The organism is Thiohalocapsa marina (assembly GCF_008632335.1).
GTDB lineage: Bacteria > Pseudomonadota > Gammaproteobacteria > Chromatiales > Chromatiaceae > Thiohalocapsa > Thiohalocapsa marina.
This window is the reverse complement of sequence record NZ_VWXX01000003.1, coordinates 209,888-235,734: the sequence shown is the minus strand read 5'-3', so window position 1 is coordinate 235,734 and position 25,847 is coordinate 209,888. Positions and strand designations below refer to the sequence as shown.

Here is a 25,847-nt window from a genome sequence, read left to right as displayed (position 1 = left end):
GGGGCAGGCTCCGTCAGTACAGCATCACCACCAGAGCGATCAGCAGCAGCATCAGCCACCCCAGGGTGTCCACGTACTGCCGCAAGCGCCGCTCCATCGGCTCGCCACCCCAGGCCATCAGCGCGGCGACCAGGAAGAAGCGCGCGCCGCGCCCCACCGCCGATGCCAGCAGGAACGGCAGCAACGCCATCGACAGCACGCCGGCGGTGATGGTGAAGATCTTGTACGGGATCGGCGAGAAGCCGGCGAGAAACACCGCCCACACGCCCCACTGGTCGAACCAGGCACGGCCCTGCTCGAACGCCTCATGATAGCGTCCGCCCTGCCCCACCAGGGGCTCGATCAGCTCGAAGGCGAAGGCACCGATGACATACCCCAGCAGGCCACCCGCCACAGACGCCAGGGTGGTGATCAGCGCGAACCGCCACGCGCTGGCGGGACGGGCCATGCTCATGGGCGCCAGCATCACGTCCGGCGGGATCGGAAAGAACGACGACTCGGCAAAACTCAGCCCGCCGAGGTACCACTGCGCGTGGCGGTGACGCGACCAGGCCATGACCCGGTCGTAGAGCGGAGAAAACAGGCGCATCAGGCAATCCCTCCCAACAGGGGTACAAAGGTGACGGGCTCCAGTACTTCGTGCCTGAAACCGGCCCCGGTCCGTGTCAGTCGCAACAGCACCTGGCCCTCGCCCCGATCCAGCGGCAGTACCATCCGCCCTCCCGGCGCCAGCTGCTCGGCCAGCAACCGCGGCACGCCGTTTGCCGCCGCAGTCATCAGGATACCGTCGAAGGGGGCGTATTCCGGCCACCCCAGATGGCCGTCACTGTGGCGCAGACGCACATTGCGCAGGCGCAGGTCGCGCAGCCGGGCCTCCGCCCGTTGCCAGAGCGCGGCGATGCGCTCGATGCTGTAGACACGGCGCACCAGGCTGGCCAGCACCGCGGTCTGGAAGGCAGAGCCGGTGCCGATCTCGAGCACGGTGGCGCAGTCGCCGGCGGCCAGCAGGACCTCGGTCATGCGTGCCACGGTATAGGGCTGCGACAAGGTCTGTCCGTGTCCGATGGGCAGCGCGGTATCATCGTAGGCGTGGCTGGCCAGGGCCTCGTCCACGAACAGGTGGCGTGGCAACAGCCCCAGCGCCTGTAGCACCCGTTCGTCACGAATGCCCGCCGCGCGCAGCCGCCGCACCAGTTGCTGACGTGGGCGCTGCCAGGCCGGTCCGGCGCCGTCACGGGCTCTGCCAACGCCGTCATCGCCCCCGTCAGCGGTTCCGGTTGCGTTTCTGGGATCGGCACCGCCGACGGCGCCGCTGTCGCCTACCCCAGGCATTCAAGCCAGCGGCCCAGGGGGGCCACCGCCGCATGCCGCGTCAGGTCCACCTGGATCGGCGTCACCGACACCCGTCCACTGCGCACGGCGTGAAAGTCGGTCCCCTCGCCGGCGTCCTCTTCCCGGCCGGCGGGGCCGATCCAGTACATGCGCCGACCCCGGGGGTCCTCGATCGCGGTCACCGGCTCGGCCTTGTGGCGGTGCCCGAGGCGGGTCGCGGCATAACCGCGGATCTCCGACAGCGGCAGGTCCGGGACATTGACGTTGAGGATGGTGCTGGCGCTCAGGGCCACGTCGCGCAGCCCCGCCACCAGACGACCCGTTACCGCCGCCGCCGTGGCCAGATGCCGTGGATTGTGCGAGTCGATGGACACCGCAATGGCCGGCAGTCCCAGAAAGCGTCCCTCGGTGGCCGCCGCCACGGTGCCGGAGTAGATCACATCGTCACCCAGGTTCGGGCCATGGTTGATGCCGGCGACCACCAGGTCCGGCTCCCGGCTCAGCAGACCGGTGATGGCCAGATGCACGCAGTCCGTCGGCGTCCCGTTCACCCGCACGAAGCCGTTGTCGAGCCGCTCCGCACGGATGGGCACATCCAGCGTCAGCGAATTGCTGGCGCCGCTGCGGTCCCGATCCGGCGCCACCACCGTGACCTCGCCGTGCTCCGCCAGCGCCTGCGCCAGTACCTGCAGACCGGGAGAGCGGTAACCGTCGTCGTTACTTAGCAGGATGTTCATGGGCCTCGCACACAGATGAACCGCGGAACCGAACGGCCGATGCCGATACCTGAAAGACGCTGACTTACTGGCCTCCTGGCCAAAAGTCAGCACGCGATTCGAAAACGCGGTTTCCGAATCGCGGCGGGAAATGCTGAATCAATCATCACTTCCCTAGACCAGCACCAAGGCCGATACAGGGCGATCGCGCTGTTATACTGCACCGGTCAGCGGACGCCAGCATGAAAAAGCAGATGAAGGTGCACATTCAGGATTCTGATTATGAGCTTTTTCGCTCTGCGGTCCAAGATGCCGAGCCCTTGCGGCAGGAAACCGCAGAGCCCTATCGCCCGCGACCGGCGCCGATCCCCCGGCCACGCGAGGCAGACGACGAGGCCGAGCCAACGGAGACCCTGTCCGAGGCCGAGGTCGAGACCCACGACTACCTTCTGTTCGTCCGCCCGGGGGTGCAGAAACGCGTCTTCCAGGCACTGCAGCGCGGCCAGATCGAACCCGGACTGGAACTCGACCTGCACGGCCTGCGGGTGGAGCAGGCCCGGCTGGCGCTGCGCGAGTTCCTGGCGGAATGCCATCACCGGCGGATCCGCTGCGCGCGCATCATCCACGGCAAGGGCTTCGGCTCCGAGCACCGGCAGCCGGTGCTCAAATGCAAGATCAACTACTGGCTGCGGCTGCGCGCGGACGTGCTCGCCTTCTGTTCCGCCACCCGTCGGGACGGCGGCACCGGCGCCGCCTACGTGCTGCTGCGCAACCCGGCCAAGAATGCGTCGCGGACGCAGGGCGCCTGAGTGAACACCACCGCTGACTCGTCTCCATGCCGCGCCAGCCCGCGGCACATCCAGACACTGCGCCCTGAGGCACCACGGATTTTGCCACGGGTTCTGCCATTGGTCCCGCTCCCGATCCTGCTGGCCGTCTGCGCGCTCTTGGCCGTCAGCCTGCCGCCGCACGCACTCGCCCAGTCCGAGTCGCCAGACGCCATACCCCAGCACAGCACCGCCTTCGTGATCGAATCGCCCCTCACCGCCGAACTGGTGCAGGCGCGCATCAGCAAGCTCGAGGCCGACACCAGCATCGCCGAAGAGGTCCGGGCGGGCCTGCTGGAACAGTACCGGGATGTGCTCGGCAACCTTGAGCAGATCAAGGCCTTCAACGCCCGGGCACTGGAGTCCAGGTCCGCGCTGGAGCGGGCACCGAGCGAGGCGGAGGCGATCCGCGACCAGCTACGCACGGACCGGGAACAGCTGTCGACGGAATCGGGACAGGAGCCGCCGCCAGCCACCGACCTGAAGGAGACCGAACGCCTGCTGGCACGGCAGAAGGCGGAACTCGCATCCATCGACGCCATGCTGGCGGAGATCAACAAGGCCCTGGACGAGAGCGACCTGCAGCCGACCCTGATCCGCACCCGGCTGGCGGAGGCCAGGAACGCGCTGGAATCCATCAGCGCAGAGCTCAAGCTGCCGCTTGGCGAGACGCTAGGCACCGAGGCGCGCGAGGCCCGGCAATGGGCGCTGGAGAGTCGGCGCGATGCGCTGCGCGCCGAGATCCTGGCCCTGGACCAGCAGTTGCTCAGCGCGGATGCGCGGCGCGAGCTCACCCAGGCCCGCCGCGACCAGTTGCAGCATACCCAGAAGCGTCTGCGCGAGCATCGGGCCTTCCTGGAGAACGAGGCCGACCGGCTGCGCCGGGTGGAGGCCGAGCGCGTGCGCAGCGAGACCGCGGCAGCGGAACGCGAGACCCTGGGCGCGCACCCCCTGGTGCGCACACTGGCGGAGCAGAATCGCGATCTCAGCGACGCCATCGGCGACATCACCCGAGACCTGGACCAGATCGACGAGCAGCAGGCGGCTCTGGAAGAGCGCACGCTGGCACTGGAACAGAATTTCCGCAGCGCGCGAGAGCGGCTGGAGGCGGTGGGCCTGAGCCGCGCCCTGGGCCAGGCGCTGCTGGACGAGCGCAACCAGCTGCCGGAACCACGCACCCTGAGGCGGCAGTCCGAGCAACGCGCCGAACGCATCGGCGAGATCACGCTGGCGGAGATCCGCCACCGCGACGAACTGCGCCAGCTCGGCGAGATGGGCCGCTACCTGGCGGAGGCCACGGCCGGGGTCGAGCCCGAGCAGCAAGAGCAGGTGCAGGCGGCCTTGCGCAAGCAGGCGGAGCTGCGGGCGACCTTGCTGCAGCGCGCCATCGACATAGAGACCAGCTACCGGCGCGCCCTCACCGCCCTGGACCTGGCCGCCGCGCAGTTGCGCGAGACCACTGAGCGCTACGACGCATTCCTGTCCGAACGCCTGCTATGGGTGCGCAGCACTCCACCGCTGACCGAGCAGAACTTCGCCAGCCTGCCCGCCGCGCTGCGCTGGCTGCTGTCGCCGACCAACTGGCTGCAGACGGGGCAGTCGCTGCTGGACGGCGCCTGGCGCTCGCCGCTGTTCTGGCTCGGCCTGCTCGGCGTAGCCGCGTTGCTCTGGTTCGGCGGCGCCATGCGCAAGGGCATCCGCAGCCGGGCCGACGGCCTGCGGCGCATCAGCACGGACCGCTTCGGCCTGACCCTGGAGGCACTGGCGCTGACATTGCTGCTGGCGCTGCCCTGGCCATTGCTCGCGCTGCTGCTGGGCCTGCAACTGCAGGCGGCGCCGCAAGCCGACGCCTTCGCCCAGGCGGTGAGCAATGCCGCCCTCAGCCTGGTGCCGGCGCTGTACTACCTGCGCGCCTTCCAGCTCATCTGCATGCCCGGCGGGCTGGCGGACCGGCACTTCCGCTGGCGCAGCGAGGGCCTGACACTGCTGCGCCGCGCCATCGGCGTCGCCATGACCCTGCTGCTGCCCCTGGGCTTCATTGCCGCCGCCGTCTACGGCAGCGCAGATGAGGGCTTCCGCGGCACCCTGGGCCGGCTGGCGCTGACCCTCATCGGCCTGGGCCTGGCCGTGCTCACGGCACGGGTCATGCATCCGCGCCGCGGCATCCTCAGCGCCGTGCTCGAGGCAGGCCCCAACGGCTGGCTCAACCGCCTGCGCCTGCTGTGGTACCCGCTGATGGTCGGCGTGCCCGCCGCGCTGAGCATCATGGCCCTGAGCGGCTACCTGTACACCTCGGGCACCCTGCTGGCGTTGTTCATCGGCGAGCTGTGGCTGGTGCTGGCGCTCATCGTGCTGCACCAGCTCATCGCCCGCTGGCTCATCGTCACCCGCCGCAGCCTGGCGCTGAAGGCGGCCCTGGAGCGCCGCGCCGCCCGCGAGGCAGAGCGTGAGGCGGCGGCGGACAAGCCGGCGGAAACCGCCCTCAGCGCCGAGGAAGAGGCGGTCGACCTGGCCACCCTCGATGCGCAGACGCGCAAGCTGTTGAACACGGTCATCGGTCTCGCGGCGGCGCTGGGCCTGTTTCTGATCTGGTCTGACGTGCTGCCCGCGTTGAGCCTGCTGGAGCGCGTCACCCTGTGGAGCTACAGCACCCGTGTCGACGGGGTGGAGCGCACGGTACCGGTGACCCTGGCCAGCATCGGCCTGGTGCTGGTGATCCTGCTGGTGGCCACCGTGGCTGCCCGCAACCTGCCCGCGCTGCTGGAGATCCTGCTGCTGAAGAACACCGCCGTCAGCGCCGGCAGCCGGTACGCCGCCACCACGCTGACCGGCTACGGCATCACTGCCATCGGCGCGCTGTTGGTGTTCAGCACCCTGGGCCTGTCCTGGGGGCAGGTGCAATGGCTGGTGGCGGCACTGGGCGTCGGCATCGGCTTCGGCCTGCAGGAGATCGTCGCCAACTTCATCAGCGGGCTGATCATCCTGTTCGAACGTCCGGTTCGAGTGGGCGACATCGTCACCATCGGCGACACCTCTGGCGTGGTGACCAAGATCGAGATCCGTGCCACCACCATCCGTAACTGGGACAAGCAGGAACTGCTGGTGCCGAACAAGGAGTTCATCACCGGCCGACTGCTCAACTGGACCCTCACCGACCAGACCAACCGGGTCACCATCACCGTCGGCGTCGAATACGGCAGCGACGTCGCCGCAGCGCTCGGGCTGCTGGCCGAGGCGGCCAGGGAGAACGCCCGCGTCATGACCGACCCCGCCCCCATGGTCACCATGGAAGGCTTCGGCGATAACGCGCTCACCCTGGTGCTGCGCTGCTACCTGGAGAACTTGGACTACCGCCTGACGGTGACCTCGGAGCTGCACCAGGCCATCGACAGCAAGTTCCGCGCCGCCGGCATCGGCATCGCCTATCCCCAGCGCGACATCCATTTGCGCTCGGCAGAACCGCTCGAGGTCCGTTTCAGCCGGGCGCCGGTCTCGGCGCGCAGCACCGCGGAACAGCCCCGCGCCTGAGTGCTGGCGACCCGAGGCCCTTTCCCGGATAATGCCCCCGGTTTTCGCATCGCCCGAGGTCGCCATGGCTGCCCAAGTTGGGGGGGGCTCCGCAACAGCCCCCAATTCCATTGCAGATGTTGGCGCCGGCACGGACACCAACGCCGACAGCCTCGCGGCGGTGGATCTCGGGTCGAACTCGTTTCACCTTCTGGTGGCCCGACTGGACGGCGGCACCCTGCAGGTGATCGACCGCTACAAGGAGATGGTCCGCCTCGGCGAGGGCCTGACCAGCGACAAGCACCTGCGCGAGGACGTTGCCGAGCGAGCCCTGGCTTGCCTGGAGCGCATGGCCCAGCGTCTGCGCGGCATGGACCCGGGCAATGTACGGGCCGTTGGCACCAACACCCTGCGTCAACTGCGGCCCGACACCGGTTTCCTGGAACGGGCGGAACAGGCCCTGGGCCACCCTATCGAGGTCATCGCCGGCCGCGAGGAGGCCCGCCTGATCTATCTTGGTGTGGCGCACGGCCTGGCCATCGGCGACGAAAAGCGGCTCGTGGTCGACATCGGCGGCGGCAGCACCGAGGTCATCGTCGGCCAGGGTTTCGCGCCAACCCTACGCGAGAGCCTGCACATGGGCTGCGTCAGCATGTCCCAGCGGTTCTTCAGCAGCGACCGGATCACCGCCAAGGCCATGGACAAGGCGGAGCTCTATGGCGCGCTGGAGATCCGCCCGGTACGCGAGCTGTTTCGCCAGTCCGGCTGGCAAGTGGCCACCGGGGCCTCCGGTACCATCAAGGCCATTGCCGCCGTGGTGCAGGCCCAGGGCTGGAGCGACGACGGCATCACCGCCGAATCCCTGCAGCGACTGCGCGAGGCCCTGGTGGCATTCGGCAAGGCCTCCGCGATCCAGCTCAAAGGGCTGAGCGAGCAGCGCCGCCCGGTGTTCGCCGGCGGCGTTGCAGTGCTCCGCGCCCTGTTCCAGACCCTCGCCATCGAGCGCATGCGGGTGTCCGATCAGGCGATCCGCGAAGGTCTGATCTACGAGACCGTCGGCCGCATCCACCACGAGGATGTGCGCCCACGCACGGTCGCGACCCTGTGCCGGCGTTTCGATGTGGATGTGGCGCATGCCGCCCGCGTGCGCGAGACGGCCCTGACGCTGCGCTCGCAGCTCGGTCCGGACTGGGGCCTGACAGACCCCGAGGCCGTGGATATGCTCGGCTGGGCCGCCGATCTGCACGAGATCGGGCTTGCGGTGTCGCACAGCCAGTACCAGAGACACGGCGCCTACCTGCTGCGCAACGCGGACCTGCCGGGATTCACGCGCCCTGAGCAGGATGTGCTCGCGGCGCTGGTGCAAGGGCATCGGCGCAAGTTTCCGGAGGACGCCTTCCTGGCGCTACCAGGCAGCGAGCGCGATACAACGCGCCGCCTCGCCGTGCTGCTGCGCCTGGCCGTGCTGATGCATCGCGGCCGTTCATCCGGCCTGAAGCCGCAGCCGAGCCTGTCGGCCCAGGGCAACGATCTGCGGCTGCGCTTCCCGACGCACTGGCTCGACACCCACCCGCTGACCCGCCTGGAACTGGACGAGGAGGCCCGCTGGCTGGCAGCAGCGGGCATCGGCCTGGATTTCGCCTAGAGAGAAGCTGATTTATTCAGCATTTCCCGTGCGGGGCAGGAGGCCCCGCCATTTTTAGCGGCGCAAGCCGCTGAAAATGAAGCGATTCGGAAACCGCGTTTTCGAATCGCGTGCTGATTTTTTGGCCAGGAGGCCAATAAATCAGCGTCTCCTTAAGGCCACACGACGCCATCGATCCACGGCACCGCTGGAGAGTTCTGCGTTAGCGCAGTTCCTGCTAGAATCAGCTGGATTTCGATGACACGATGCGCGCCGCCGGACTCCGGTCGCGCCGCCTGGGCTTCAACAAAGATGGAGGATACCGAGCGATGGCCAACCTGTTTTCCGCCGACTGGATGAACCAGCTCAAGGACGCCTGGAACAACGACCCCGAGGTCAGCGGCAAGCTGGCCGAGATCAACTTCAATTCCATCATCAGCTGCGGCTTCAAGAACGAGGACGACCCCCGCGGCGTCTTCGTGGTGGAGAACGGCATCTGCACCCGCGCCGGCGACTGGGCCGGGGAACAGCCCGACTGGGACATGCGTGCCGACATGAAGGACTGGCTGAAGTGGGTGGAGAAGGGTATCGGCATGATGGGCATGGGCACCGCCTACGCCACCGGCAAGCTCAAATTCAAGACCGGTGATTACGGCGCCATGATCAAGGATCCGCGGATGGCGGGTCCCTTCGTCAAGAGCTTCAACCTGATGAAGCAGATCGGCGCGGACGAACTGGCCTGATGCAAGGCTGAGGGTAGCGCGAAAAAAAAGCCCGCCAATGGCGGGCTTTTTCATGCGCATCCAGTCAGGATACACATCTATCGTTGCTTAAACAGGACACCGGTTTTTGCGGGCTGTAACCGCAAAACGATGGTCTTTGACTCTCAACGTCAGGCGGCCTCAGCCCGCTCCAGCGACGCAAGGTAGGCAGCGTTGACGCGGTCCCTGAGTTCCTTGCCGGGTTTGAAGTGCGGCACATGCTTGCCGTCCAGCGAAACGGCTTCGCCCGTCTTGGGATTGCGCCCCACCCGGGCCGGGCGGTAATGCAGGGAAAAACTGCCAAAGCCGCGGACCTCGATCCGCTCACCCTCGGCCAGCGCATCGCTCATCCGTTCCAGGATCAGCCGAACAGCGAGCTCGACGTCCTTGTCCGCCAGATGCGTCTGCTGTTCCGTCAGCGCTTCGATGAGCTCGGATTTCATCATGACCTTTAGCCTGCCTGCGATACCACTGGGCCTGGGTAATGGCCGGAGCCGAACGCCCCGACTCAATCTTCCCGCGCGGCCTCTTCCATCTGCTGCTTGAGGAGGTCGCCCAGCGTTGCGGTGCCGGCCTGGGCCTCGCGGGCATAGCCCTTGATGGCCGCCTGCTCGTCCGCCATGTCCTTGGCCTTGATGGACAGGGAGATGGTGCGGTTCTTGCGGTCGACGCCGATGAACTTGGCCTCGATCTGCTCGCCGGCGTTCAGCACCGAACGGGCATCCTCCACCCGGTCGCGGGAGATCTCGGAGGCGCGCAGATAGCCCTCGACACCCTCGCCCAGCTCGATGGTCGCGCCCTTGGCGTCCACCTCGATGATGGTGCCGACGACGATGCTGCCCTTCTCGTTCAGCGCGACGAAGCTGGAGAACGGATCCTTGTCCAGTTGCTTGATGCCCAGCGAGATGCGCTCGCGCTCCGGATCCACCGACAGCACAACGGTCTCGACCTCGTCGCCCTTCTTGAACTGGCGCAGGGCGTCCTCGCCGGACTCGTCCCAGGAGATGTCGGACAGGTGCACCAGGCCGTCGATGCCGCCGTCCAGGCCGATGAAGATGCCGAAGTCGGTGATCGACTTGATCTGGCCGGAGACGTGGTCGCCCTTCTTGTAGGTGGCGGAGAACTCGTCCCACGGATTGCTCTGGCACTGCTTGATGCCCAGGGAGATACGACGACGCTCCTCGTCGATGTCGAGCACCATGACCTCGACCTCATCGCCCAGCGCAACCACCTTGCTCGGATGGATGTTCTTGTTGGTCCAGTCCATCTCGGAGACGTGCACCAGACCCTCGACACCCTCTTCGATCTCGACGAAGCAGCCGTAGTCAGCGATGTTGGTGACCTTGCCGAAGACGCGGGTGCTCTCGGGATAGCGACGGGAGATGTTGACCCAGGGATCCTCGCCCATCTGCTTCAGGCCCAGAGACACGCGCTGGCGCTCGCGGTCGAACTTGAGCACCTTGACCATGACTTCCTGGCCGATCTCGACCACCTCGGACGGGTGCTTGACGCGACGCCAGGCCATGTCGGTGATGTGCAGCAGGCCGTCGATGCCGCCCAGATCCAGGAAGGCGCCGTAGTCGGTCAGGTTCTTGACCACGCCCTTGAGCTCCAGACCCTCTTCCAGCTTCTCCAGCAGGGCCTCGCGCTCGGCGCTGTACTCTTCCTCGACTACCGCACGCCGTGAGACGACGACGTTGTTGCGGCGACGGTCCAGCTTGATGACCTTGAACTCCAGCTCCTTGCCTTCCAGGTACGCGGTGTCGCGCACCGGACGCACGTCCACCAGGGAGCCGGGCAGGAAGGCGCGCACGCTGCCGAGCTCGACCGTGAAGCCGCCCTTGACCTTGCCGTTGATCATGCCCTTGACGGTCTCGCCGTCGTCGAAGGCCTTCTCCAGTGAATCCCAGGCCGCGAAGCGCTTTGCCTTTTCGCGCGACAGGCGGGTGGTGCCGAAACCGTCTTCCACCGCGTCGAGGGCGACCTCGATGTCGTCGCCGACGTTGACCTCGAGCTGGCCATCGGGCGTCAGGAACTGGTTGCGGGGGATGATGCCCTCGGTCTTGAGGCCGGCATTGACGATGACGGCGTCAGGCGTGATGTCGACCACCTGGCCCATCACGATGGTGCCCGGCTGGAGTTGGGTGGTGTTGAGGCTCTCTTCGAAGAGCTCGGCAAAGCTTTCGGTCATGGGATTGGAATTTCCTGGCTCGCGGCCTGGTCCTTGGTCCGAACGTCGCCTCCGGTCGAGGCCACTTCATTCGCAGCAAGGGGTTGAGTCAAACAAAAAGGCCGACGCCTCATGCCGCCGACCGGTTCAAGTAGGTCTGCCCGACGTGGCGGGGTCGACCCGTGCAATGCAGGACTGGAGAGCGGGAGCCGGCTGGTCACCGGCCGGGCACTGCCTGAGCATCGGTTCGGCTTTAGTGCAGCGCCGCAACAAGGCCCGTCTTAGGCGGGACGGCTGCCGCCAGGGCAGGCACTGATCGCGCCTCGGCCAGCACGGCAGCGACCACGTCGTCGATGGAAAGCGCCGTCGTGTCGATGACGACGGCGCCGTCGGCGATGGTGAGCGGACTCTGCTCCCGATTGCGGTCGAGGGCGTCGCGCTCGCGGAGCTCTCTGGTCAAGGCCGGCAGGTTAGCATCCATGCCTTTTTCCTTCAACTGTTTATATCGACGCCGCGCGCGCTCCTCCGGGCTGGCATCGAGATAGATCTTCAGTGTCGCATCCGGAAACACCGTCGAGCCCATGTCGCGCCCATCAGCAATCAGGCCCGGCCGGCGAGCCGCCGCCCGCTGCCAGGACAGTAGCGCGCCACGCACTGGCGCATGCACGGCCACGCGGGAGGCCCGCGGACCGGCCTCGGCGGTGCGGATCGCGTCTGAGACATCCTCGTCGTTCAGCAGCACACGGTCGCCGTCGAAACGGATGGCCAGTTCGGCTGCCAGCCGCCCCATGGCCGCGCCGTCATCCAGGTCCAGGGCGCGCCGGTGTGCCGCGAGCCCCAGACAACGATACAGCGCGCCACTGTCCAGCACGTGCCAGCCGAGGCGGCGGGCCAGGCATTCGGCGATGGTGCCCTTGCCGCTGCCGGATGGGCCGTCGATGGCGATGACCGGCGCACCAAGCGTCTGTCCGGCACCCTGCTTCCCGCGCTGATCTCCGCTCTGGCCAGGCACGCTCATGCCGCCTCCTCGACGATGCCGAGCCCGGCGCCAGCGGCCAGCGCAGCGAAACCGGGAAACGAGGTATCGACGTTGGCACAGTCTTCGATCTCCACCGGGCCCGACGCACGCAATGCCGCCATGGCGAAGGACATGGCGATGCGGTGATCGTCATGGCTGTGGACGCGGCCGCCGGTGAACACGTCCGGCCGCTGGCCCCGGCCGACGATGCGGATGCCGTCCGGCAGGACCTCGGCGCGGATTCCCAGCGCCGTCAGCCCCTCTGCCATCACCGCGATACGGTCGCTCTCCTTCACCCGCAGCTCCTCGGCGCCAGTCAGCAGGGTCTCGCCCTCGGCGCAAGCCGCGGCGATGAACAGGGCAGGAAACTCGTCGATGGCCAGCGGCACCTGATCGGCGGGGATCTCGATGCCCCTGAGCGGCGCCGGACGCACGCGCAGGTCGGCCACAGGTTCTGCACCCTCCTCGCGCAGCCCCTCCACACCGATGTCCGCGCCCATGGCGCGCAGGATATTGATGACGCCGATGCGCGTCGGGTTCAGGCCCACGCCCTGCAGCAGCAGTTCCGAGCCGGGGGCGATGCTCGCACCCACCAGAAAGAAGGCCGCGGATGAGATGTCCGCCGGCACGGCAATGGGGATCGCACGCAGGCGGCCGCCGCCGTGCAGGCAGACACGGCCGGGGGTGCGCTCCAGCGGGTAGCCGAAGGCGGTCAGCATGCGCTCGGTGTGGTCCCGTGTCGGCGCCGGCTCGGTGACACAGGTCTCTCCGGTGGCATACAGACCCGCCAGCAGCAGGCTGGACTTGACCTGGGCACTGGCCACCGGCATGCGGTAATGGATGCCGTGCAGGTTCGCCACCGGACGCACCACCAGCGGGGCCGTTCCGGCGGAGGTGGTCTCGATCTCCGCCCCCATGGCGCGCAGCGGCTCGGTGACGCGCCGCATGGGCCGGCGCGACAGCGAGGCGTCGCCGGTCAGCGTGGTGGCGAACCGCTGGCCGCTCAGCAGGCCGCTGAGCAACCGCATGGAGGTGCCTGAGTTGCCCATTGCCAGCGCCAGGCCCGGATCCCGCAGGCCCTCGAGCCCGGCGCCCATCACCCGCACCCGGCCACGGTCGGGGCCGTCGATGACGACCCCCATGGCGCGGAAGGCCGCCAGTGTGGCCAGGGCATCGGCCCCCTCGAGGAAGCCGCTGATCTCGGTGACACCGTCGGCAATGGCCCCCAGCATGATGGCGCGGTGGGAGATCGACTTGTCCCCCGGCACGCGCAGCTGCCCGCGCAGGGTACCGCCGGGGGCGACGACGAAGCGCGGCTGCCTGGAGGCTGGATTGGATGCCGGCGTCGAGACCGGCGCGGCGGGCTCGGTCGCCCGGGAAGAGGGGGTGATGGATGGGGACAAGCGGGCCTCGGATCAGGCAATGCCGGGTGCCGCCACGGGTTCGCGAATCGCGCGGTTGCGGGGCCAGACCGACGGTGGATGCGCCAGGGCGCGACAACAGTGCAAAATAGCCCAAGCACCCTGCCCTGTAAACCAAACAAGCGAGCCGCGGGCCGGCAGCGCGGCAACCGCGACCAGGAGTGACCCATGCAAGAGAGAACCGTCGACGTCGCCATCATCGGCTCCGGCTCCGCCGGACTGAACGCGCTGAGCCAGACCCGCAAGGCCGGCAAGTCGTTCGTGCTCATCAATGGCGGCGAGCCGGGCACCACTTGCGCCCGGGTCGGCTGCATGCCGTCCAAGGCCATGATCCAGATCGCGGAGGATTACCACCGCCGCACCCACCTGGGCAAATTCGGCGTCGACGGTCACCAGGCCATGACCCTGGACGTCGGCGAGGCCCTGGAGCATGTGCAGGACCTGCGCGACACCTTTGTGGACCGCGTGCTGAGCACCAGCACCGACGAGCTGCCCGAGGAGCAATTCATCCAGGACTTTGCGCGCCTTGTGGAGCCCACGCTGGTGGAGGCCGGCGGCCAGCGCATCCGTGCCGGGGCCGTGGTCATCGCCACCGGCTCCCGGCCCGTGGTGCCGAGCGCCTGGCGGCCGTTCGGCGAGCGCATCCTCACCACCGACGAGCTGTTCGAACTCGAGGACCTGCCGGCATCCATGGCAGTGATCGGCCTCGGTACCATCGGCCTGGAACTCGGCCAGAGCCTGTGCCGCCTGGGCGTGGACGTGACCGGCTTCGACCAGCAACGGCAGATCGCCGGTATCAGCGATCCGGAGGTCAATCAGGCGGCGATCGAACTCATCGGCAAGGAGATGCCGCTGCACCTGGGCGCCGCCGCGGAGATCCACGAGGACGGCGATCGGCTGCGGGTCAGCGCCGGGGGGCACAGCGTGCTGGTGGATCGGGTGCTCTGCAGCATCGGCCGCACGCCGAATATCGACGGACTGGGGCTCGAGGTGCTGAGCGACGCGCTGGGGGTGCCCCTGGACGCGCGCGGCCTGCCGCCGTTCGACCGCCACAGCATGCAGGTGGGGGATCTGCCGGTGTTCATCGCCGGGGACGTCAACGGCGAGCGCCAGATCCTGCACGAGGCCGGCGACGAGGGCAAGATCGCCGGCTGGAACGCCGCCCGCGGCGAACGGCGCCGGTTCCGGCGCAAGACGCCGCTGTTCATCAACTTCTGCGACCCGAACATCTGTGCCGTGGGTCAGCGCTTCGATGAGATCGACCCGCAGACTGCCGCGGTGGGACAGATCCGCTTCGCACCGGTGGGCCGGGCGCTGATCATGGGCAAGAACAGGGGGGTGTTGCGCGTCTACGCCGACAGGGCCAGCGGCCGGCTGCTGGGCGCGGAGATGATCGGCCCGAAGGGCGAGAACCTGGCGCACCTGCTGTGCTGGTGCATCGAACAGGGGCTGAGCGTCGGCGAACTACTGCGAATGCCGTTCTACCACCCGGTCATCGAAGAGGCCCTGCAGGCCGCGCTGTACGACCTCTACGGCAAGCTGGAGGCGAAAAACGCGGGCCTGACGGAGCTCTGGCCACTACAGGACACCGACGACTGACCCGCCCCAATTTTCTGGCAGGGTCTTCTGCCGGGGTCCTCTGCAAGCAGGGCGCCTTGCGGCGCCCGGGCTTGCCCGACATCAGTCGGGGTTGCGAGACGGGCGGGCGGTCACCCGCAGGTCGCATCCGACCCGACGGACATCGGTGATGTCCAGCGGCAGCCGCTGGGCCATGCCATCGACCCCCGGCAGATGGAACAGGCCGCGGGCATTGGCCCCCATCAGGTGCGGTGCCAGGTACAGCACAAGCTCGTCGACAATGCCCGCCTGCATTGCCGCGCCGGCCAGGGTCGGCCCGGACTCGATCAGCGCCTCGTTGATCTCGCGCTCGGCCAGGTAGCGCAGCAGCGACGGCAGGTCAACGCGCCCGGCGGCATCAGCGGGAAACACCTGCACCTCGGCGCCGGCGGCGTTGGCACGGGCGATGGCCGCGGGATCGTCGTTGCAGGTGGCCACCAGGGTCGCCCCCGGCAGGCGCAGCAGGCGCGCATCCGTCGGCAGCCGCAGCCCGCTGTCCACCACCACCCGCAACGGCTGGCGCGCGGGCTCGTCGGGCCCCAGGGCGGGGATCTGCGCCGCGCCCAGGCGCACGTTCAGGTGCGGGTCGTCCGCCAGCACGGTGCCGATGCCGGTGATGACCGCCGACGAGCGCGCCCGCAGACGCTGCACGTCGCGGCGGGCGTCATCGCTGGTGATCCAGCGGCTCTCGCCATCGGCCATGGCCGTGCGCCCGTCCAGACTGGCGGCCAGCTTGCAACGCACCAGCGGCAGAGCGCCGCGCATGCGCCGCTCGAAACCGGGATTGAGCGCGCGCACGGCCGTCTCGAGCACGCCGCTGCGCACCTGTACACCCGCCGCACGCAGGCGACGCACACCCCGGCCCCGCACCAGCGGATTTGGGTCTTCCATGCCGATGACCACGCGGCTCACCTCGGCGCGCAGCAGGGCATCGGTGCAGGGCGGAGTGCGCCCGTGATGGCAGCAGGGCTCAAGCGTGATGTAGGCGGTGGCACCCCGGGCGCGCGCGCCGGCGGCCTGGATGGCGTGGATCTCGGCGTGGGGTTCGCCCGCGCGCCGGTGGAAGCCCTCGCCCACCACCGCGCCGTCGCGGACCAGCACGCACCCCACGCGCGGATTGGGGTCGGTGGTGTAGAGGCCGCGCCAGGCCAGGCGAACGGCGCGGGCCATGAAGCGCAGGTCGTCGTCCGTGCTCACGGCTTCTTGTCCAGGTCCGCCAGCAGGTCGAGCTGGGCGCGCTGCTCCTCCGGCGAAATCTGCTGCTCCAGCCGCTCGATTTCCTCGCGGAAGGCGGCCACATCCTCGAACTTCCGGTACACCGAGGCGAACCGTACATAGGCCACCTGGTCGAGCTTGCGCAGCTCGTCCATCACCAATTCGCCGATCCGCCCGGCCGTGACCTCGCCCTCGCCGGTGGCCAGGAGCGCCCGATTGATGCGCGACACCGCGGCGTCGATCTGGTCGGTGCTGATGGGCCGCTTCTCCGCCGCCCGCATGATGCCGGAGCGTAGCTTGCGGCCGTCGAACGGCACCCGGCTGCCATCGCGCTTGACCACCCGCGGCAAGTTCAGCTCCGCAGATTCATAAGTGGTGAAGCGCTCGCCGCAGACGACGCAACGCCGACGCCGGCGCACCTGGTCGCCATCGCCGGACAGGCGCGAGTCGACGACCTTGGTGTCCTGGGCCCCGCAGAATGGACAGCGCATGGCCCAGCCCTCGTTAGCGCGCCCGGCGTCCCATCAGGCGCCCCATCAGGCGCCCAGGTGTCCGTACACCGGAAAACGCGCGCACAGGGCCAGCACCTTGGCCTTGACCGCCTCGATGACGGCACTGTCGCCGCGGGCATCGATCACATCGCACATCCAGCCAGCCAGGTCGCGCACCTCGTCCAGGCCGAAGCCGCGGGTGGTGATGGCCGGGGTGCCGATGCGGATGCCGCTGGTGACGAACGGCGACTGCGGATCATTGGGCACCGCGTTCTTGTTCACGGTGACATTGGCCGCGCCGAGCCAGGCATCCACGTCCTTGCCCGTGAGTCCCTGGTCGATGAAGCTCACCAGAAACAGGTGATCGTCGGTGCCGCCGGAAACCACGTTGTAGCCGCGGGCCATGAACACCTCCGCCATGGTCTGGGCGTTCTGCACCACCGCGCGCTGGTAGTCCTTGAACGCCGGCTCCAGGGCCTCCTTGAAGGCCACCGCCTTGGCCGCGATGACATGCATCAGCGGACCGCCCTGGGTGCCCGGAAAGACCAGCGAGTTGAATTTCTTCTCCAGTTCCGGATTGGCCTTGGCCAGGATCAGCCCGCCACGGGGCCCGCGCAGAGTCTTGTGCGTGGTGGTGGTGGTCACATCGGCGATCTGCACCGGGCTGGGATAGACGCCGGCGGCCACCAGGCCGGCAATATGGGCCATGTCAACCAGCAGATAGGCGCCTACCGCGTCGGCGATGGTGCGGAACCGCTGCCAGTCCACCACCCGCGAGTAGGCGGAGAAGCCGGCGATGATCATGCGCGGCTTGTGCTCGTGCGCCAGCCGCTCGACCTCGGCGTAGTCGATCTCGCCGGTGGCCGGGTCCAGGCCGTACTGCACGGCGTTGTAGAGCTTGCCGGAGAAGTTCGGCTTGGCGCCATGGGTCAGATGGCCGCCGTGGGCCAGGCTCATGCCCAGCACCGTGTCGCCCGGCTGGCACAGGGCCATGAACACCGCGGCGTTGGCCTGGGAGCCCGAGTGGGGCTGGACATTGGCATAGTCCGCGCCGAACAGCTGCTTGGCACGCTCGATGGCAAGCTGCTCGGCGATGTCGACGTACTCGCAGCCGCCGTAGTAGCGCTTGGACGGATAGCCTTCGGCGTACTTGTTGGTCAGCACCGAGCCCTGGGCCTCCATCACCCGGGGGCTGGCGTAGTTCTCCGACGCGATCAGCTCGACGTGCTCTTCCTGGCGGCGCTCCTCGGCGTGGATGGCTTGGGCCAGTTCGTCGTCGTAGCCCGCAATCTGCATGTGCGTATCGAACATGAGGTATTCCCCTGGTTGAGTTGGGCTCGGCACAGGGCCCGGAGCGATCAGTTTTACCAAGCCGGCCATTGTATACCCAGCCGAGTCGACGGATCGACGCAGTCTGCAAGGGTCGCCAGCCAAGGTTGCGCATCGGCAGGCTTGTGTGTGGACCACAGGGCTCGAAGCAAGTCGAGCCCGTAGAGCCGAAGCGAAGTGGGGGCCGATTGGGGTCTTGCGGCCTGCCGGCAAGGAAATTACTTGATTTATCAGATGCTTGCTGCATCAAATTGGCGGAGGGACAGGGATTCGAACCCTGGAAGGGCGTTAACCCTTGCTGGTTTTCAAGACCAGTGCATTCAACCGCTCTGCCATCCCTCCGGGTGAGACATGACCGCCGTTGCGGCTTTTATGACCGGCAGCCCGGGCGGGCGCCGTGCCCGGCGCAAACTTTTCTTGCGCCGTGGGGTCACATCAGCGAGCGAACCGTGATGCGGCGGCATTGATTCGCCGTCGCGCCGATCGCATACAGGGATCATAACGCAACCTGGGCCCGTCGGGCGAGACCTTCGAAGCCAGGCATCGGACTTCACCCCTTGCACCGGCGGTTCGCTCGGGTATCCTTGACATCAGCCTTGTCAACTGAACCCTTCTCAACTGCAACAACCCGGAGAGATCGACGACCATGGCGAATCACTACTCGGTTGCCCAAAGCGCCCAGGGCGTTCTGGAAACCAACAAGGTCCTCAAGAACACCTACCTGCTGCTCGCGGCCACACTGGGCTTCAGCGCAGTCACGGCCATGCTGTCCATGGCCCTGGCGATGCCCTCGTGGGTCTACCTGGTGTCGGTCATCGGCGCCATGGTGCTCGGCATCTTCGTCCTTCCGCGCACGGCACAGTCGGCCGCTGGCGTCGGCATGATCTTCCTGATCACCGGCATGCTCGGTTTCGGCCTGGGGTCCATCCTGAGCATGTACCTGGCACTGCCCAACGGACCCGGCATCATCGCCACCGCGTTCGGCGGTACCGCAGTGATCTTCCTCGGCCTGTCCGGTTATGCGCTGATGTCGAAGACGGACTTCAGCTTCATGGGCGGCTTCCTGTTCGCCGGCATGATGGTGGTCTTCGTGGCCATGCTGGCAAACATCTTCTTCAGCATGCCGGCGCTGTCCCTGGCCATCTCCGGCGCCATCATCATGCTGATGAGCGGCTTCATCCTGTTCGATACCAGCCGTATCAAGAGCGGGGCGGAGACCAATTACATCATGGCCACCTACGGCATCTATCTGAGCATCTTCAACATCTTCATCAGCCTGTTGCAGATTCTCGGCATCATGAGCGACGACTGACACTGTGCGGGGCGCCCGGTTCTGCCCCGCACCGCCGAAAGGGCGGGGTGAGGCAGGCCGGGCCCAGTGGCATTCGGGGTGAGGCAGGTCGGGCCCAGCGGCATCGGTAGCGCCGTTCGCAGTCCTTTCCCCTGCCGCGCACGTCCGTTGCGAATCGCCTGAGAGTCGCCGCAAGCCCCACACATCACCGGCCGATCCAGGACCTCAACAAGCCTGTCAACACAGATCCATGGAACTGTTTCTCAAGATCGCCGCAGCCGCCGCCATCATCATGCTGCTGTTCTACATGTGGCCCGCCTTCAGGACCTGGCAGGAGAATGGCCCGAAGGCGGAGAAAGGTGACTGGCAGGCGGCCCTTCTGCCCCTCGCCGCGGTGGTCGGGTTCGTCGTGTTCCTGATCCTGATGGTGCGCTGACGACTCCCTGAGTCAGTCGCCCCTCAACGCGGCTGAAAGAACTGCTCTCCCTGCCAGCTCAGGATGGCGCCATCGGCGACCACCTGCTCCAGCTTCAACCCTTCTCTGCTCTGCTCCTGCTCCCGGAGCTTGCGGCCGTTGATGTAGACGAACCGCCGACCGGGTTCAGCATCATAGACGTGCACCGCCATGACGAACTCCGGCAACTGGCGACGCAGCGCCGTCGACGGCGGCGGCACCCTGGCCGTAGATGCCCTGGAAGCAGCCGCGGGCTGCGCCATCGTGGACGGCGCAGGGCCAGAATTCGCCGCGCGCGCGGGCTTTGGCGCCGACGCCTGTTCAGATGCCTGTTCCGAAGCCGGCGCCGCAGTCGGTGCCGCACCCTGCCCCGGTTCCGCTTCCGGCGCTCCGCGTACCTGGCGCTTGAACGCCTCGATGTCGGCCACGAGGTCATCCGGAACGGGCACCTTCTGTTCCACCACGGGCGCGACCGGCGGCGGTAGCGGCGCGGGGTCGCCAAGCACGGCCCGACGCAACTCCTCGGCCCCCCGGGGCAGGGGCTGGCCCGGCCTGGGGGGCGCCGGGACCACGAGCACCTGCGGCTCTTCATCGGTCTCCGGAGAGGCTGCCGCCTGGCCAGTCGCCGAACTGGCCACTGCAGCGGCATCCAGGGGTTGGTCTGCTGCCGCAGGCGTTGCGTCACCGACAGCGGTCCGGGCCACCGTTGCCGACTCCGGCGGTATCGCGCCCGTCCGGACCGCATTGCCCTGCGCAGCCTCAGGGGCCATGCCTGCTGTCGGCACGCCGGCCCGCGATGCGTCGCGCTGGAACAGGGCATAGGAGGCAATCAGCACGGCGGCCAGGGCCAGACCCAGGGCCGCGTACACCCAGACCGTAGGCAACCCGGGCTCCGGCGGCTCATCGAAGGTGACGCTTTGCAGACGGGGCACCTGTCCCAGTTCGCGTTCCTGCTGGGACTTTTTCAGCGCCTCAAGGATGTATGACATGGTCGCACTCGACTCTCAGACAGACGTTGCAGCTGTTCGGCCGATCCAGCACGGCCATTTCAGTTCTGCCAATGCAATTCAACCGATTCAACTCGGCCAACTCAACTCGACCGATTCAATCGAACTGGCTCAGGTGCGGCTCATCCGTCGAGGCCAGCACATTGCGCAACAGCATCAACGTCCTGGGACCGGCGATCCCGTCCACCACCAGCCCCTGGCGGGACTGGAATTGCCTAACGGCGGACTCCAGCGCCTGATCATACACCGGGGGTTCGACCGCGATCACCGCCCCGGGCAGCGCGGCCAGACGCTCCCGCAACCAGGCCAGGGCGACCGGGCCGGCACTCCGGCCGATCAGCTCCACCCCCGGGGGCGGCAGGCGCCACAGCAGCAGAAAGTCGCCAGACCAGCGCTCGTCGATGTCCGCAATGGGCAGCACCCGATCACCGCCGGCATGCTGCAGCACCACATGCTCGTCATCCAGACCGGCGACAATGACATGCCCCCGCTGGCCGTCGGCCAGGGTGAGGGCGAGCGCCGCCGGCCGGTCGAACTGCCGCAGATCGCTCCAACGGCCGTTGCCGCGCTCACAGCCCAGGCCGAAGGCCACCACGGTGGCGCAGTCCAGTCCCGGGCGCAGGTCCTCGAAGGAAATGCCCCAGCGCGCCAGCAGTGCATCCACTACGGCATCGTCGGGCAGCAGCAGGTCAGTCAATTCCGCCAGGGCAACCGGCTCGGCCGCCGGCGCCGAGGTTGTTGACGGAGCTGGCGCCGGTTCGGTGGAAGATGTCTGCCTGGTCGCCGCAGCTGCCATGTCCTGCGCGGGGGCAGGCCCGGTCTGTGGTTGGGGTGTCGGCTCCGGTTCCGAAGCCGGGTTCGATGCCGGGTCGGAAGCCAAGTCCGGCTCCCGCCCCGTGACCTGATCCGGCGTGGACGCACTCCCGTCGATCCCGGCCGCCTCCCCTGGTTGCACGGATGCCGGTTGCGCGGACAGGGGCACCTGCGACACTGCTGCCACGACAGCATCCGGATTGTCGTCGGCTTGGGAGCCAGTATCGGAGCCAGTATCGGAGCCAAAATCGGGGCCGGTATCGGAACCGGAACCGGAACCGACATCAGGGCCGCTCACCGGACCGGCCACCGAATCGGGCGCTTCGTCCGTCGGCACTTCGGCCAGCGCGACGGCTCCGTCCTGCAACACCGATTTAGGGGGAGATTCCCTGTCCGCAACAGGGACCGTCGTCCCTGCCTTCGCGGGGTCCGATGCAGCCAGGCCGGAATCCGGACCGGCATCCGCACCGGATCCCAGCCAGGCCGTCAGCGCCGGCGGCCCCTGCACCAGCCAGCCCGAGGCCCCGAGCCAGATGCCGGCGCCGAGCGCCAGCAGCACCAGCGCAGCCAGGGCCAGCCGTTGTCCGTGCCGCCGCCGCGCCGGCGAATCCGGTCCGAGCACCTCACGTGCGGCACGCGTCACGATGGCCGGCGTCACCTGCATCCGTCGCGACACGGCGGCGCCCAGCAGGGCACGGTCACACAACAGGTTGATCAGGCGCGGCACACCACAGGAGTACCGATGCACGCGACGCAGCGCGGCCCGGCTGAACAGCGGCCGCTCGACCCCGGCAATGGTGATGCGGTGATCCACATAGGCGGCGGTCTCTCGCCCGGTCAACGGTTTCAGATGAAACCGCGCGGTGATACGCTGATTGAGCTGACGCAGGTCCGGCGAATGCAGCATGTCGCGCAGTTCCGGTTGACCGATGAGAAAGATCTGCAGCAGCTTGTGTTTGGTCGTCTCCAGGTTGGTCAGCAGCCGGACCTGTTCCAGGACCTTCGGACGCAGATTCTGGGCCTCGTCGATGATGAGTACCGGCCGGCGCCCCTCGGCATGGGCCTGCAACAGGAACCGATTCAGGTGATCGACCAGCACCTTGGCAGATCGCTCGGACGGCGGGACCTGGACACCGAACTCGTCGCACACCGCCCGCAACAGTTCCAGGGCGGTCAGCGCCGGATTCAGCACCAGCGCGACATCGACATCGTCCGGCAGTTGTTCGAGAAAGGCGCGACAGACAGTGGTCTTGCCGGTACCGACCTCGCCGGTAAGCAGCACGAAGCCACCGCTTTCTCCGGCACCGTAGAGCAGATGCGCCAGGGCCTCGCGATGCTGCTCACTGAGAAAGAGATAGCGCGGATCCGGGGTTATGGAAAAGCTGGCCTCTTTCAGACCAAAATATCTGGGATACACGACTCAATCACCAACCTGGACCGGGCTCCCGCGCCCGGAACCTGTAACCGAAACACTGGCAAGGAAAACGCTGATCGACCAGCGATTTCAAATTTGCCGCTTTGCCGCAGCTCGATTAGCGGAGCAGGAGGCCCCGCCATTTTTAGCGGCGCACGCCGCAGCAACCGCGGCCAGCGGTGCACAAGCGCCACCGTCGGGCCACATCACATGATCGCACGGGAACGCAGGCCATGAACGAACAAAACGTCATCCCGGACGAATTGCGCTGGGTCCGCGGTCGACCCGGCGATCGTCTGGACGAAAACCGACCGACGGTCAAGGCCATCGGGCGCCTGCTCAAGCACGGCGAGACCGACACCGTGCGCAAGCTGCTGCGCCGCTGGCATCCCCGCGACATCGTCGAGCTGTTGGTGCAGTTACCGTTGAAGCGGGCGCGCAAGCTGTTTCTGAGCCTGCCGCCGGGACCGGCAGCCAAGGTCATCGCCGGCCTCAATGACGACTTTCGTGCCGCGCTGCTGGAAGACGCCACCATCGACCGGCTGATCAAACTGTTCGACTCGCTGGACCCCGAGGACGCGGTGGATGCCATCGACGAGTTGCCCGAGGAGGTGCAGGCCCGGCTGCTGCCGCACCTGCGGGACTTCGGCACCATCAGCGAACTGATGACCTACAAGGAGGACTCCGCCGGCGGCATCATGACGCGTAAGTTCGTCGTCGTGCCGCCGGACTGGACCGTGGATCAGGTCATCAACGAGGTACGCCGCCACGCCAACCGCATCAAGAAGCTGTCTGCGGTCTATGTGGTTGATGCCGACAGGCGACTGACAGGCTATCTCAAGCTGCGCGACCTGCTGCTGCATCCCAGCGAGCGGCAGGTTGCCGACATCATGCGCACCGACTATGTCGCCGTGCGCTCCGACATGGACCAGGAAGAGGTCGTGCGCATCACCGAGCGTAACGACCTGGCCTCGGTGCCGGTGGTGGACGCCGACGGCCGTCTGCTCGGACGCATCACCTCCGACGAACTGCAGCGGGTGGTCCGCGACGAGGCGGAGGAGGACCTGCACCTGCTCAGCGGCATCTCGCCGGACACACGCCCCGATGAGCCGGTGCTGGGCATCGTACGCAACCGCCTGCCCTGGCTGCTGGCCGGCCTGGTGGGGGCCACCGTGTCCGGCAGCATCGTCGGCTCCTTCCAGCAGGAGATCGCGGCCGCCGCCATCCTCGCGAGCTTCATCCCGATGGTGATGTCCATGGCGGGCAATGCCGGCATCCAGGCTGCCACGGTGGCGATCCAGGGCCTTGCCACCGGCACCATCTGGCTCGGCGACCTGCCCTGGCGTCTGGGCCGCGAGGTGCTGGGGGCACTGATCAACGGGCTGGCCGCCGGCATCATCCTGGCGGCGGTAGTGCTGATTGCCGGCCCCTACATCGGCATTCAGGAGCCGGCGCTGCTGGCCCTGACCGCCGGGCTTGCGCTGGCCGGCGTAACCCTGCTGGCCGCCGTGCTGGGGGCGACCATTCCGCTGCTGCTGAACCACTTCGGCATCGATCCGGCCATGGCCACGGGCATCTTCATCACCACCGGAAACGACATCCTCGCGGTGCTGATCTTCTTCGTGGCAGCCACCGCCATCTATCTCTAACCCAGACCTCGCGCCAGGTCGGCCTGGATGTCTTCCACCGCTTCCAGGCCGACGGCGACGCGAATCAGCCCCTCGCCGATGCCCGCCGCGTCCCGTGCCTCGGGGCTCAGACGCCCGTGGGTGGTGCTGGCGGGGTGCGTGATCGTGGTCTTGGTATCACCCAGGTTGGCGGTGATGGAACACAGCCGGCAGGCGTCGATCACCTGCCAGGCGGCGCGGCGTCCGCCAGTGACCTCGAACGCGACGATGCCGCCGCCGGTGCGCTGCTGTCGCCCCGGCCCCACCAGCGCGTGCTGGGGATGCGACCTGAGCCCCGGATAGTGCACCCGCGCAACTTGCGGCTGGCCCTCCAGCCAGCGCGCCAGCCGCAGGGCCGCGGCGGAATGGGCCAGCATGCGCAGTTCCAGGGTCTCCAGCCCCTTCAGGAACAGCCAGGCATTGAACGGGCTCATGGACGGCCCGGCGGTGCGGATGACACCAAAGATCTCCTCACCCACCAGCTTGGCGTCGCCGACCACGGCGCCCCCCACGCAGCGCCCCTGGCCGTCGAGATACTTGGTGGCTGAGTGGATCACCAGGTCCGCCCCATGGGCCAGCGGCTGCTGCAGCGCAGGGGTGCAGAAGCAGTTGTCCACCGCCAGCAGACAATCATGGGCGTGGGCCAGGTCCGCCAGCGGCTGGATGGCGGTCATCTCCGTCAGCGGGTTGGACGGTGTCTCCAGGAACAGCAACCGGGTGGCGGGCCTGATCGCGGACGCCCAGGCGGACGCATCGGTCAGGTCGACGTAGCTGGTCTCGACGCCAAAGCGGGCCATGTACTTGTCGAACAGCATGGTACTGCTGCCGAAGATGCTGCGCGACGAGACGATGTGATCGCCGCTCTTCAGCAGCCCCAGGCAGGTGGCCAGCAGCGCGGCCATGCCCGAGGCCGTGGCCACGCAGGCCGCACCGCCCTCCAGCGCCGCCAGGCGTTGCTCGAAGGCACGCACCGTGGGATTGGTGAAGCGGGAATAGATATTGCCCGGGAGCTCGCCGGCGAAGCGGGCGGCGGCCTCCGCGGCGCTGCTGAAGACGAAGCTCGATGTGGTGAAGATCGGCTCGCAATGCTCACCCTCGGCGGTGCGCGCATGGCCGACGCGGATGGCCCGGGTGGCGAGTTGCCAGTCGGGTTGCAGGGGGTCGGTCATGGGC

Annotated in this window: 21 protein-coding genes and 1 tRNA gene; 8 read left to right on the top strand and 14 right to left on the bottom strand. The window is 67.7% G+C overall.

The window, feature by feature from the left end:
* Positions 1 to 13 precede the first annotated feature (13 nt).
* From F2Q65_RS03875 to surE, 3 genes are read right to left on the bottom strand one after another with little or no spacing between them, the layout of a single operon-like run.
* The gene (locus F2Q65_RS03875; protein ID WP_150090601.1) at positions 14 to 589 is read right to left on the bottom strand and encodes a YqaA family protein; all 576 of its coding nucleotides are present in this window, start codon (positions 587 to 589) and stop codon (positions 14 to 16) included.
* Positions 589 to 1,332, bottom strand: coding sequence for a protein-L-isoaspartate(D-aspartate) O-methyltransferase (locus tag F2Q65_RS03870; protein ID WP_150090599.1), 744 nt, complete (start codon positions 1,330 to 1,332; stop codon positions 589 to 591). Before F2Q65_RS03870 ends, F2Q65_RS03875 begins: the two co-directional genes overlap by 1 nt.
* Entirely contained in the window at positions 1,320 to 2,069 is a 750-nt protein-coding gene (gene surE / locus F2Q65_RS03865) for a 5'/3'-nucleotidase SurE (RefSeq protein ID WP_150090597.1), read from the bottom strand. The genes F2Q65_RS03870 and surE overlap by 13 nt, the downstream gene beginning before the upstream one ends.
* A 233-nt stretch (positions 2,070 to 2,302) precedes the next feature.
* Between surE and F2Q65_RS03860 the strand changes: the two genes are divergently transcribed.
* The 4 genes from F2Q65_RS03860 to F2Q65_RS03845 all read left to right on the top strand — a co-directional run bounded on the left by F2Q65_RS03860 (position 2,303) and on the right by F2Q65_RS03845 (position 8,749).
* Positions 2,303 to 2,857: a Smr/MutS family protein gene (locus F2Q65_RS03860; RefSeq protein WP_150090689.1), complete on the top strand. Its 555-nt coding sequence runs from the start codon at positions 2,303 to 2,305 to the stop codon at positions 2,855 to 2,857.
* A gap of 99 nt (positions 2,858 to 2,956) precedes the next feature.
* Positions 2,957 to 6,403 (top strand): mechanosensitive ion channel domain-containing protein, encoded by a 3,447-nt coding sequence (locus F2Q65_RS03855; RefSeq protein WP_170265502.1) that lies wholly within the window; start codon positions 2,957 to 2,959, stop codon positions 6,401 to 6,403.
* A gap of 64 nt (positions 6,404 to 6,467) precedes the next feature.
* Positions 6,468 to 8,027 carry an exopolyphosphatase gene (gene ppx, locus F2Q65_RS03850; protein WP_150090593.1) on the top strand — a complete coding sequence of 520 codons (1,560 nt, stop codon included), beginning with the start codon at positions 6,468 to 6,470 and terminating at the stop codon, positions 8,025 to 8,027.
* Between the two features lie 308 nt (positions 8,028 to 8,335).
* On the top strand, positions 8,336 to 8,749 hold the full coding sequence (locus F2Q65_RS03845) for an SCP2 sterol-binding domain-containing protein (protein ID WP_150090591.1): 414 nt from the start codon (positions 8,336 to 8,338) through the stop codon (positions 8,747 to 8,749).
* 149 nt (positions 8,750 to 8,898) lie between these two features.
* Here F2Q65_RS03845 and ihfB read toward each other — a convergent pair whose 3' ends face one another.
* The 4 genes from ihfB to aroA all read right to left on the bottom strand — a co-directional run bounded on the left by ihfB (position 8,899) and on the right by aroA (position 13,358).
* Entirely contained in the window at positions 8,899 to 9,213 is a 315-nt protein-coding gene (gene ihfB, locus F2Q65_RS03840; protein WP_150090589.1) for an integration host factor subunit beta, read from the bottom strand.
* A gap of 62 nt (positions 9,214 to 9,275) precedes the next feature.
* Positions 9,276 to 10,958 (bottom strand): 30S ribosomal protein S1, encoded by a 1,683-nt coding sequence (rpsA, locus tag F2Q65_RS03835; protein WP_150090587.1) that lies wholly within the window; start codon positions 10,956 to 10,958, stop codon positions 9,276 to 9,278.
* Between the two features lie 232 nt (positions 10,959 to 11,190).
* Positions 11,191 to 11,955, bottom strand: coding sequence for a (d)CMP kinase (cmk, locus tag F2Q65_RS03830; protein ID WP_150090585.1), 765 nt, complete (start codon positions 11,953 to 11,955; stop codon positions 11,191 to 11,193).
* Positions 11,952 to 13,358 carry a 3-phosphoshikimate 1-carboxyvinyltransferase gene (gene aroA / locus F2Q65_RS03825; RefSeq protein WP_281290984.1) on the bottom strand — a complete coding sequence of 469 codons (1,407 nt, stop codon included), beginning with the start codon at positions 13,356 to 13,358 and terminating at the stop codon, positions 11,952 to 11,954. Before aroA ends, cmk begins: the two co-directional genes overlap by 4 nt.
* A 186-nt stretch (positions 13,359 to 13,544) precedes the next feature.
* Here aroA and F2Q65_RS03820 point away from each other — a divergent pair, with 186 nt between their 5' ends.
* Positions 13,545 to 14,975 carry a dihydrolipoyl dehydrogenase gene (locus F2Q65_RS03820; RefSeq protein ID WP_150090583.1) on the top strand — a complete coding sequence of 477 codons (1,431 nt, stop codon included), beginning with the start codon at positions 13,545 to 13,547 and terminating at the stop codon, positions 14,973 to 14,975.
* A gap of 81 nt (positions 14,976 to 15,056) precedes the next feature.
* Here F2Q65_RS03820 and ribD read toward each other — a convergent pair whose 3' ends face one another.
* The 4 genes from ribD to F2Q65_RS03800 all read right to left on the bottom strand — a co-directional run bounded on the left by ribD (position 15,057) and on the right by F2Q65_RS03800 (position 18,370).
* On the bottom strand, positions 15,057 to 16,190 hold the full coding sequence (ribD, locus tag F2Q65_RS03815; protein ID WP_342782213.1) for a bifunctional diaminohydroxyphosphoribosylaminopyrimidine deaminase/5-amino-6-(5-phosphoribosylamino)uracil reductase RibD: 1,134 nt from the start codon (positions 16,188 to 16,190) through the stop codon (positions 15,057 to 15,059).
* Positions 16,187 to 16,699, bottom strand: a complete 513-nt coding sequence (nrdR, locus tag F2Q65_RS03810; RefSeq protein ID WP_150090581.1) for a transcriptional regulator NrdR — start codon at positions 16,697 to 16,699, stop codon at positions 16,187 to 16,189. Before nrdR ends, ribD begins: the two co-directional genes overlap by 4 nt.
* Positions 16,700 to 16,744: 45 nt before the next feature.
* On the bottom strand, positions 16,745 to 18,010 hold the full coding sequence (glyA, locus tag F2Q65_RS03805) for a serine hydroxymethyltransferase (protein ID WP_150090579.1): 1,266 nt from the start codon (positions 18,008 to 18,010) through the stop codon (positions 16,745 to 16,747).
* 270 nt (positions 18,011 to 18,280) lie between these two features.
* Positions 18,281 to 18,370 (bottom strand) — tRNA-Ser (locus F2Q65_RS03800).
* 304 nt (positions 18,371 to 18,674) lie between these two features.
* On the opposite strand from F2Q65_RS03800, the gene F2Q65_RS03795 reads away from it, so the two are divergent.
* Both F2Q65_RS03795 and F2Q65_RS03790 read left to right on the top strand, forming a co-directional pair.
* Complete coding sequence (locus F2Q65_RS03795; protein ID WP_150090577.1) at positions 18,675 to 19,340, top strand: Bax inhibitor-1/YccA family protein; 666 nt, start codon at positions 18,675 to 18,677, stop codon at positions 19,338 to 19,340.
* A 229-nt stretch (positions 19,341 to 19,569) separates the two neighbouring features.
* Positions 19,570 to 19,755 (top strand): hypothetical protein, encoded by a 186-nt coding sequence (locus F2Q65_RS03790; protein WP_150090575.1) that lies wholly within the window; start codon positions 19,570 to 19,572, stop codon positions 19,753 to 19,755.
* Positions 19,756 to 19,778: 23 nt separating this feature from the next.
* Here F2Q65_RS03790 and F2Q65_RS03785 read toward each other — a convergent pair whose 3' ends face one another.
* Positions 19,779 to 20,762 carry a general secretion pathway protein GspB gene (locus F2Q65_RS03785; protein ID WP_150090573.1) on the bottom strand — a complete coding sequence of 328 codons (984 nt, stop codon included), beginning with the start codon at positions 20,760 to 20,762 and terminating at the stop codon, positions 19,779 to 19,781.
* Positions 20,763 to 20,877: 115 nt separating this feature from the next.
* On the bottom strand, positions 20,878 to 23,010 hold the full coding sequence (locus F2Q65_RS03780; RefSeq protein ID WP_150090571.1) for an AAA family ATPase: 2,133 nt from the start codon (positions 23,008 to 23,010) through the stop codon (positions 20,878 to 20,880).
* A 230-nt stretch (positions 23,011 to 23,240) separates the two neighbouring features.
* Between F2Q65_RS03780 and mgtE the strand changes: the two genes are divergently transcribed.
* Positions 23,241 to 24,656, top strand: coding sequence for a magnesium transporter (mgtE, locus tag F2Q65_RS03775; protein ID WP_150090568.1), 1,416 nt, complete (start codon positions 23,241 to 23,243; stop codon positions 24,654 to 24,656).
* Here the strand turns inward: mgtE and F2Q65_RS03770 are convergent.
* Positions 24,653 to 25,843 (bottom strand): O-succinylhomoserine sulfhydrylase, encoded by a 1,191-nt coding sequence (locus F2Q65_RS03770; RefSeq protein ID WP_150090566.1) that lies wholly within the window; start codon positions 25,841 to 25,843, stop codon positions 24,653 to 24,655. The two genes, mgtE and F2Q65_RS03770, sit on opposite strands and share 4 nt — an antisense overlap.
* Between the last annotated feature and the right edge of the window lie 4 nt (positions 25,844 to 25,847).

Excerpts from the sequence above, each read along its gene's own strand:
- F2Q65_RS03875 (WP_150090601.1), bottom strand. The coding sequence starts at position 589 with ATGCGCCTGTTTTCTCCGCTCTACGACCGGGTCATGGCCTGGTCGCGT.
- F2Q65_RS03870 (WP_150090599.1), bottom strand. The coding sequence starts at position 1,332 with ATGCCTGGGGTAGGCGACAGCGGCGCCGTCGGCGGTGCCGATCCCAGA.
- surE (WP_150090597.1), bottom strand. The coding sequence starts at position 2,069 with ATGAACATCCTGCTAAGTAACGACGACGGTTACCGCTCTCCCGGTCTG.
- F2Q65_RS03860 (WP_150090689.1), top strand. The coding sequence starts at position 2,303 with ATGAAGGTGCACATTCAGGATTCTGATTATGAGCTTTTTCGCTCTGCG.
- ppx (WP_150090593.1), top strand. The coding sequence starts at position 6,468 with ATGGCTGCCCAAGTTGGGGGGGGCTCCGCAACAGCCCCCAATTCCATT.
- F2Q65_RS03845 (WP_150090591.1), top strand. The coding sequence starts at position 8,336 with ATGGCCAACCTGTTTTCCGCCGACTGGATGAACCAGCTCAAGGACGCC.
- ihfB (WP_150090589.1), bottom strand. The coding sequence starts at position 9,213 with ATGATGAAATCCGAGCTCATCGAAGCGCTGACGGAACAGCAGACGCAT.
- rpsA (WP_150090587.1), bottom strand. The coding sequence starts at position 10,958 with ATGACCGAAAGCTTTGCCGAGCTCTTCGAAGAGAGCCTCAACACCACC.
- cmk (WP_150090585.1), bottom strand. The coding sequence starts at position 11,955 with ATGAGCGTGCCTGGCCAGAGCGGAGATCAGCGCGGGAAGCAGGGTGCC.
- F2Q65_RS03820 (WP_150090583.1), top strand. The coding sequence starts at position 13,545 with ATGCAAGAGAGAACCGTCGACGTCGCCATCATCGGCTCCGGCTCCGCC.
- nrdR (WP_150090581.1), bottom strand. The coding sequence starts at position 16,699 with ATGCGCTGTCCATTCTGCGGGGCCCAGGACACCAAGGTCGTCGACTCG.
- glyA (WP_150090579.1), bottom strand. The coding sequence starts at position 18,010 with ATGTTCGATACGCACATGCAGATTGCGGGCTACGACGACGAACTGGCC.
- F2Q65_RS03795 (WP_150090577.1), top strand. The coding sequence starts at position 18,675 with ATGGCGAATCACTACTCGGTTGCCCAAAGCGCCCAGGGCGTTCTGGAA.
- F2Q65_RS03790 (WP_150090575.1), top strand. The coding sequence starts at position 19,570 with ATGGAACTGTTTCTCAAGATCGCCGCAGCCGCCGCCATCATCATGCTG.
- F2Q65_RS03785 (WP_150090573.1), bottom strand. The coding sequence starts at position 20,762 with ATGTCATACATCCTTGAGGCGCTGAAAAAGTCCCAGCAGGAACGCGAA.
- mgtE (WP_150090568.1), top strand. The coding sequence starts at position 23,241 with ATGAACGAACAAAACGTCATCCCGGACGAATTGCGCTGGGTCCGCGGT.
- F2Q65_RS03770 (WP_150090566.1), bottom strand. The coding sequence starts at position 25,843 with ATGACCGACCCCCTGCAACCCGACTGGCAACTCGCCACCCGGGCCATC.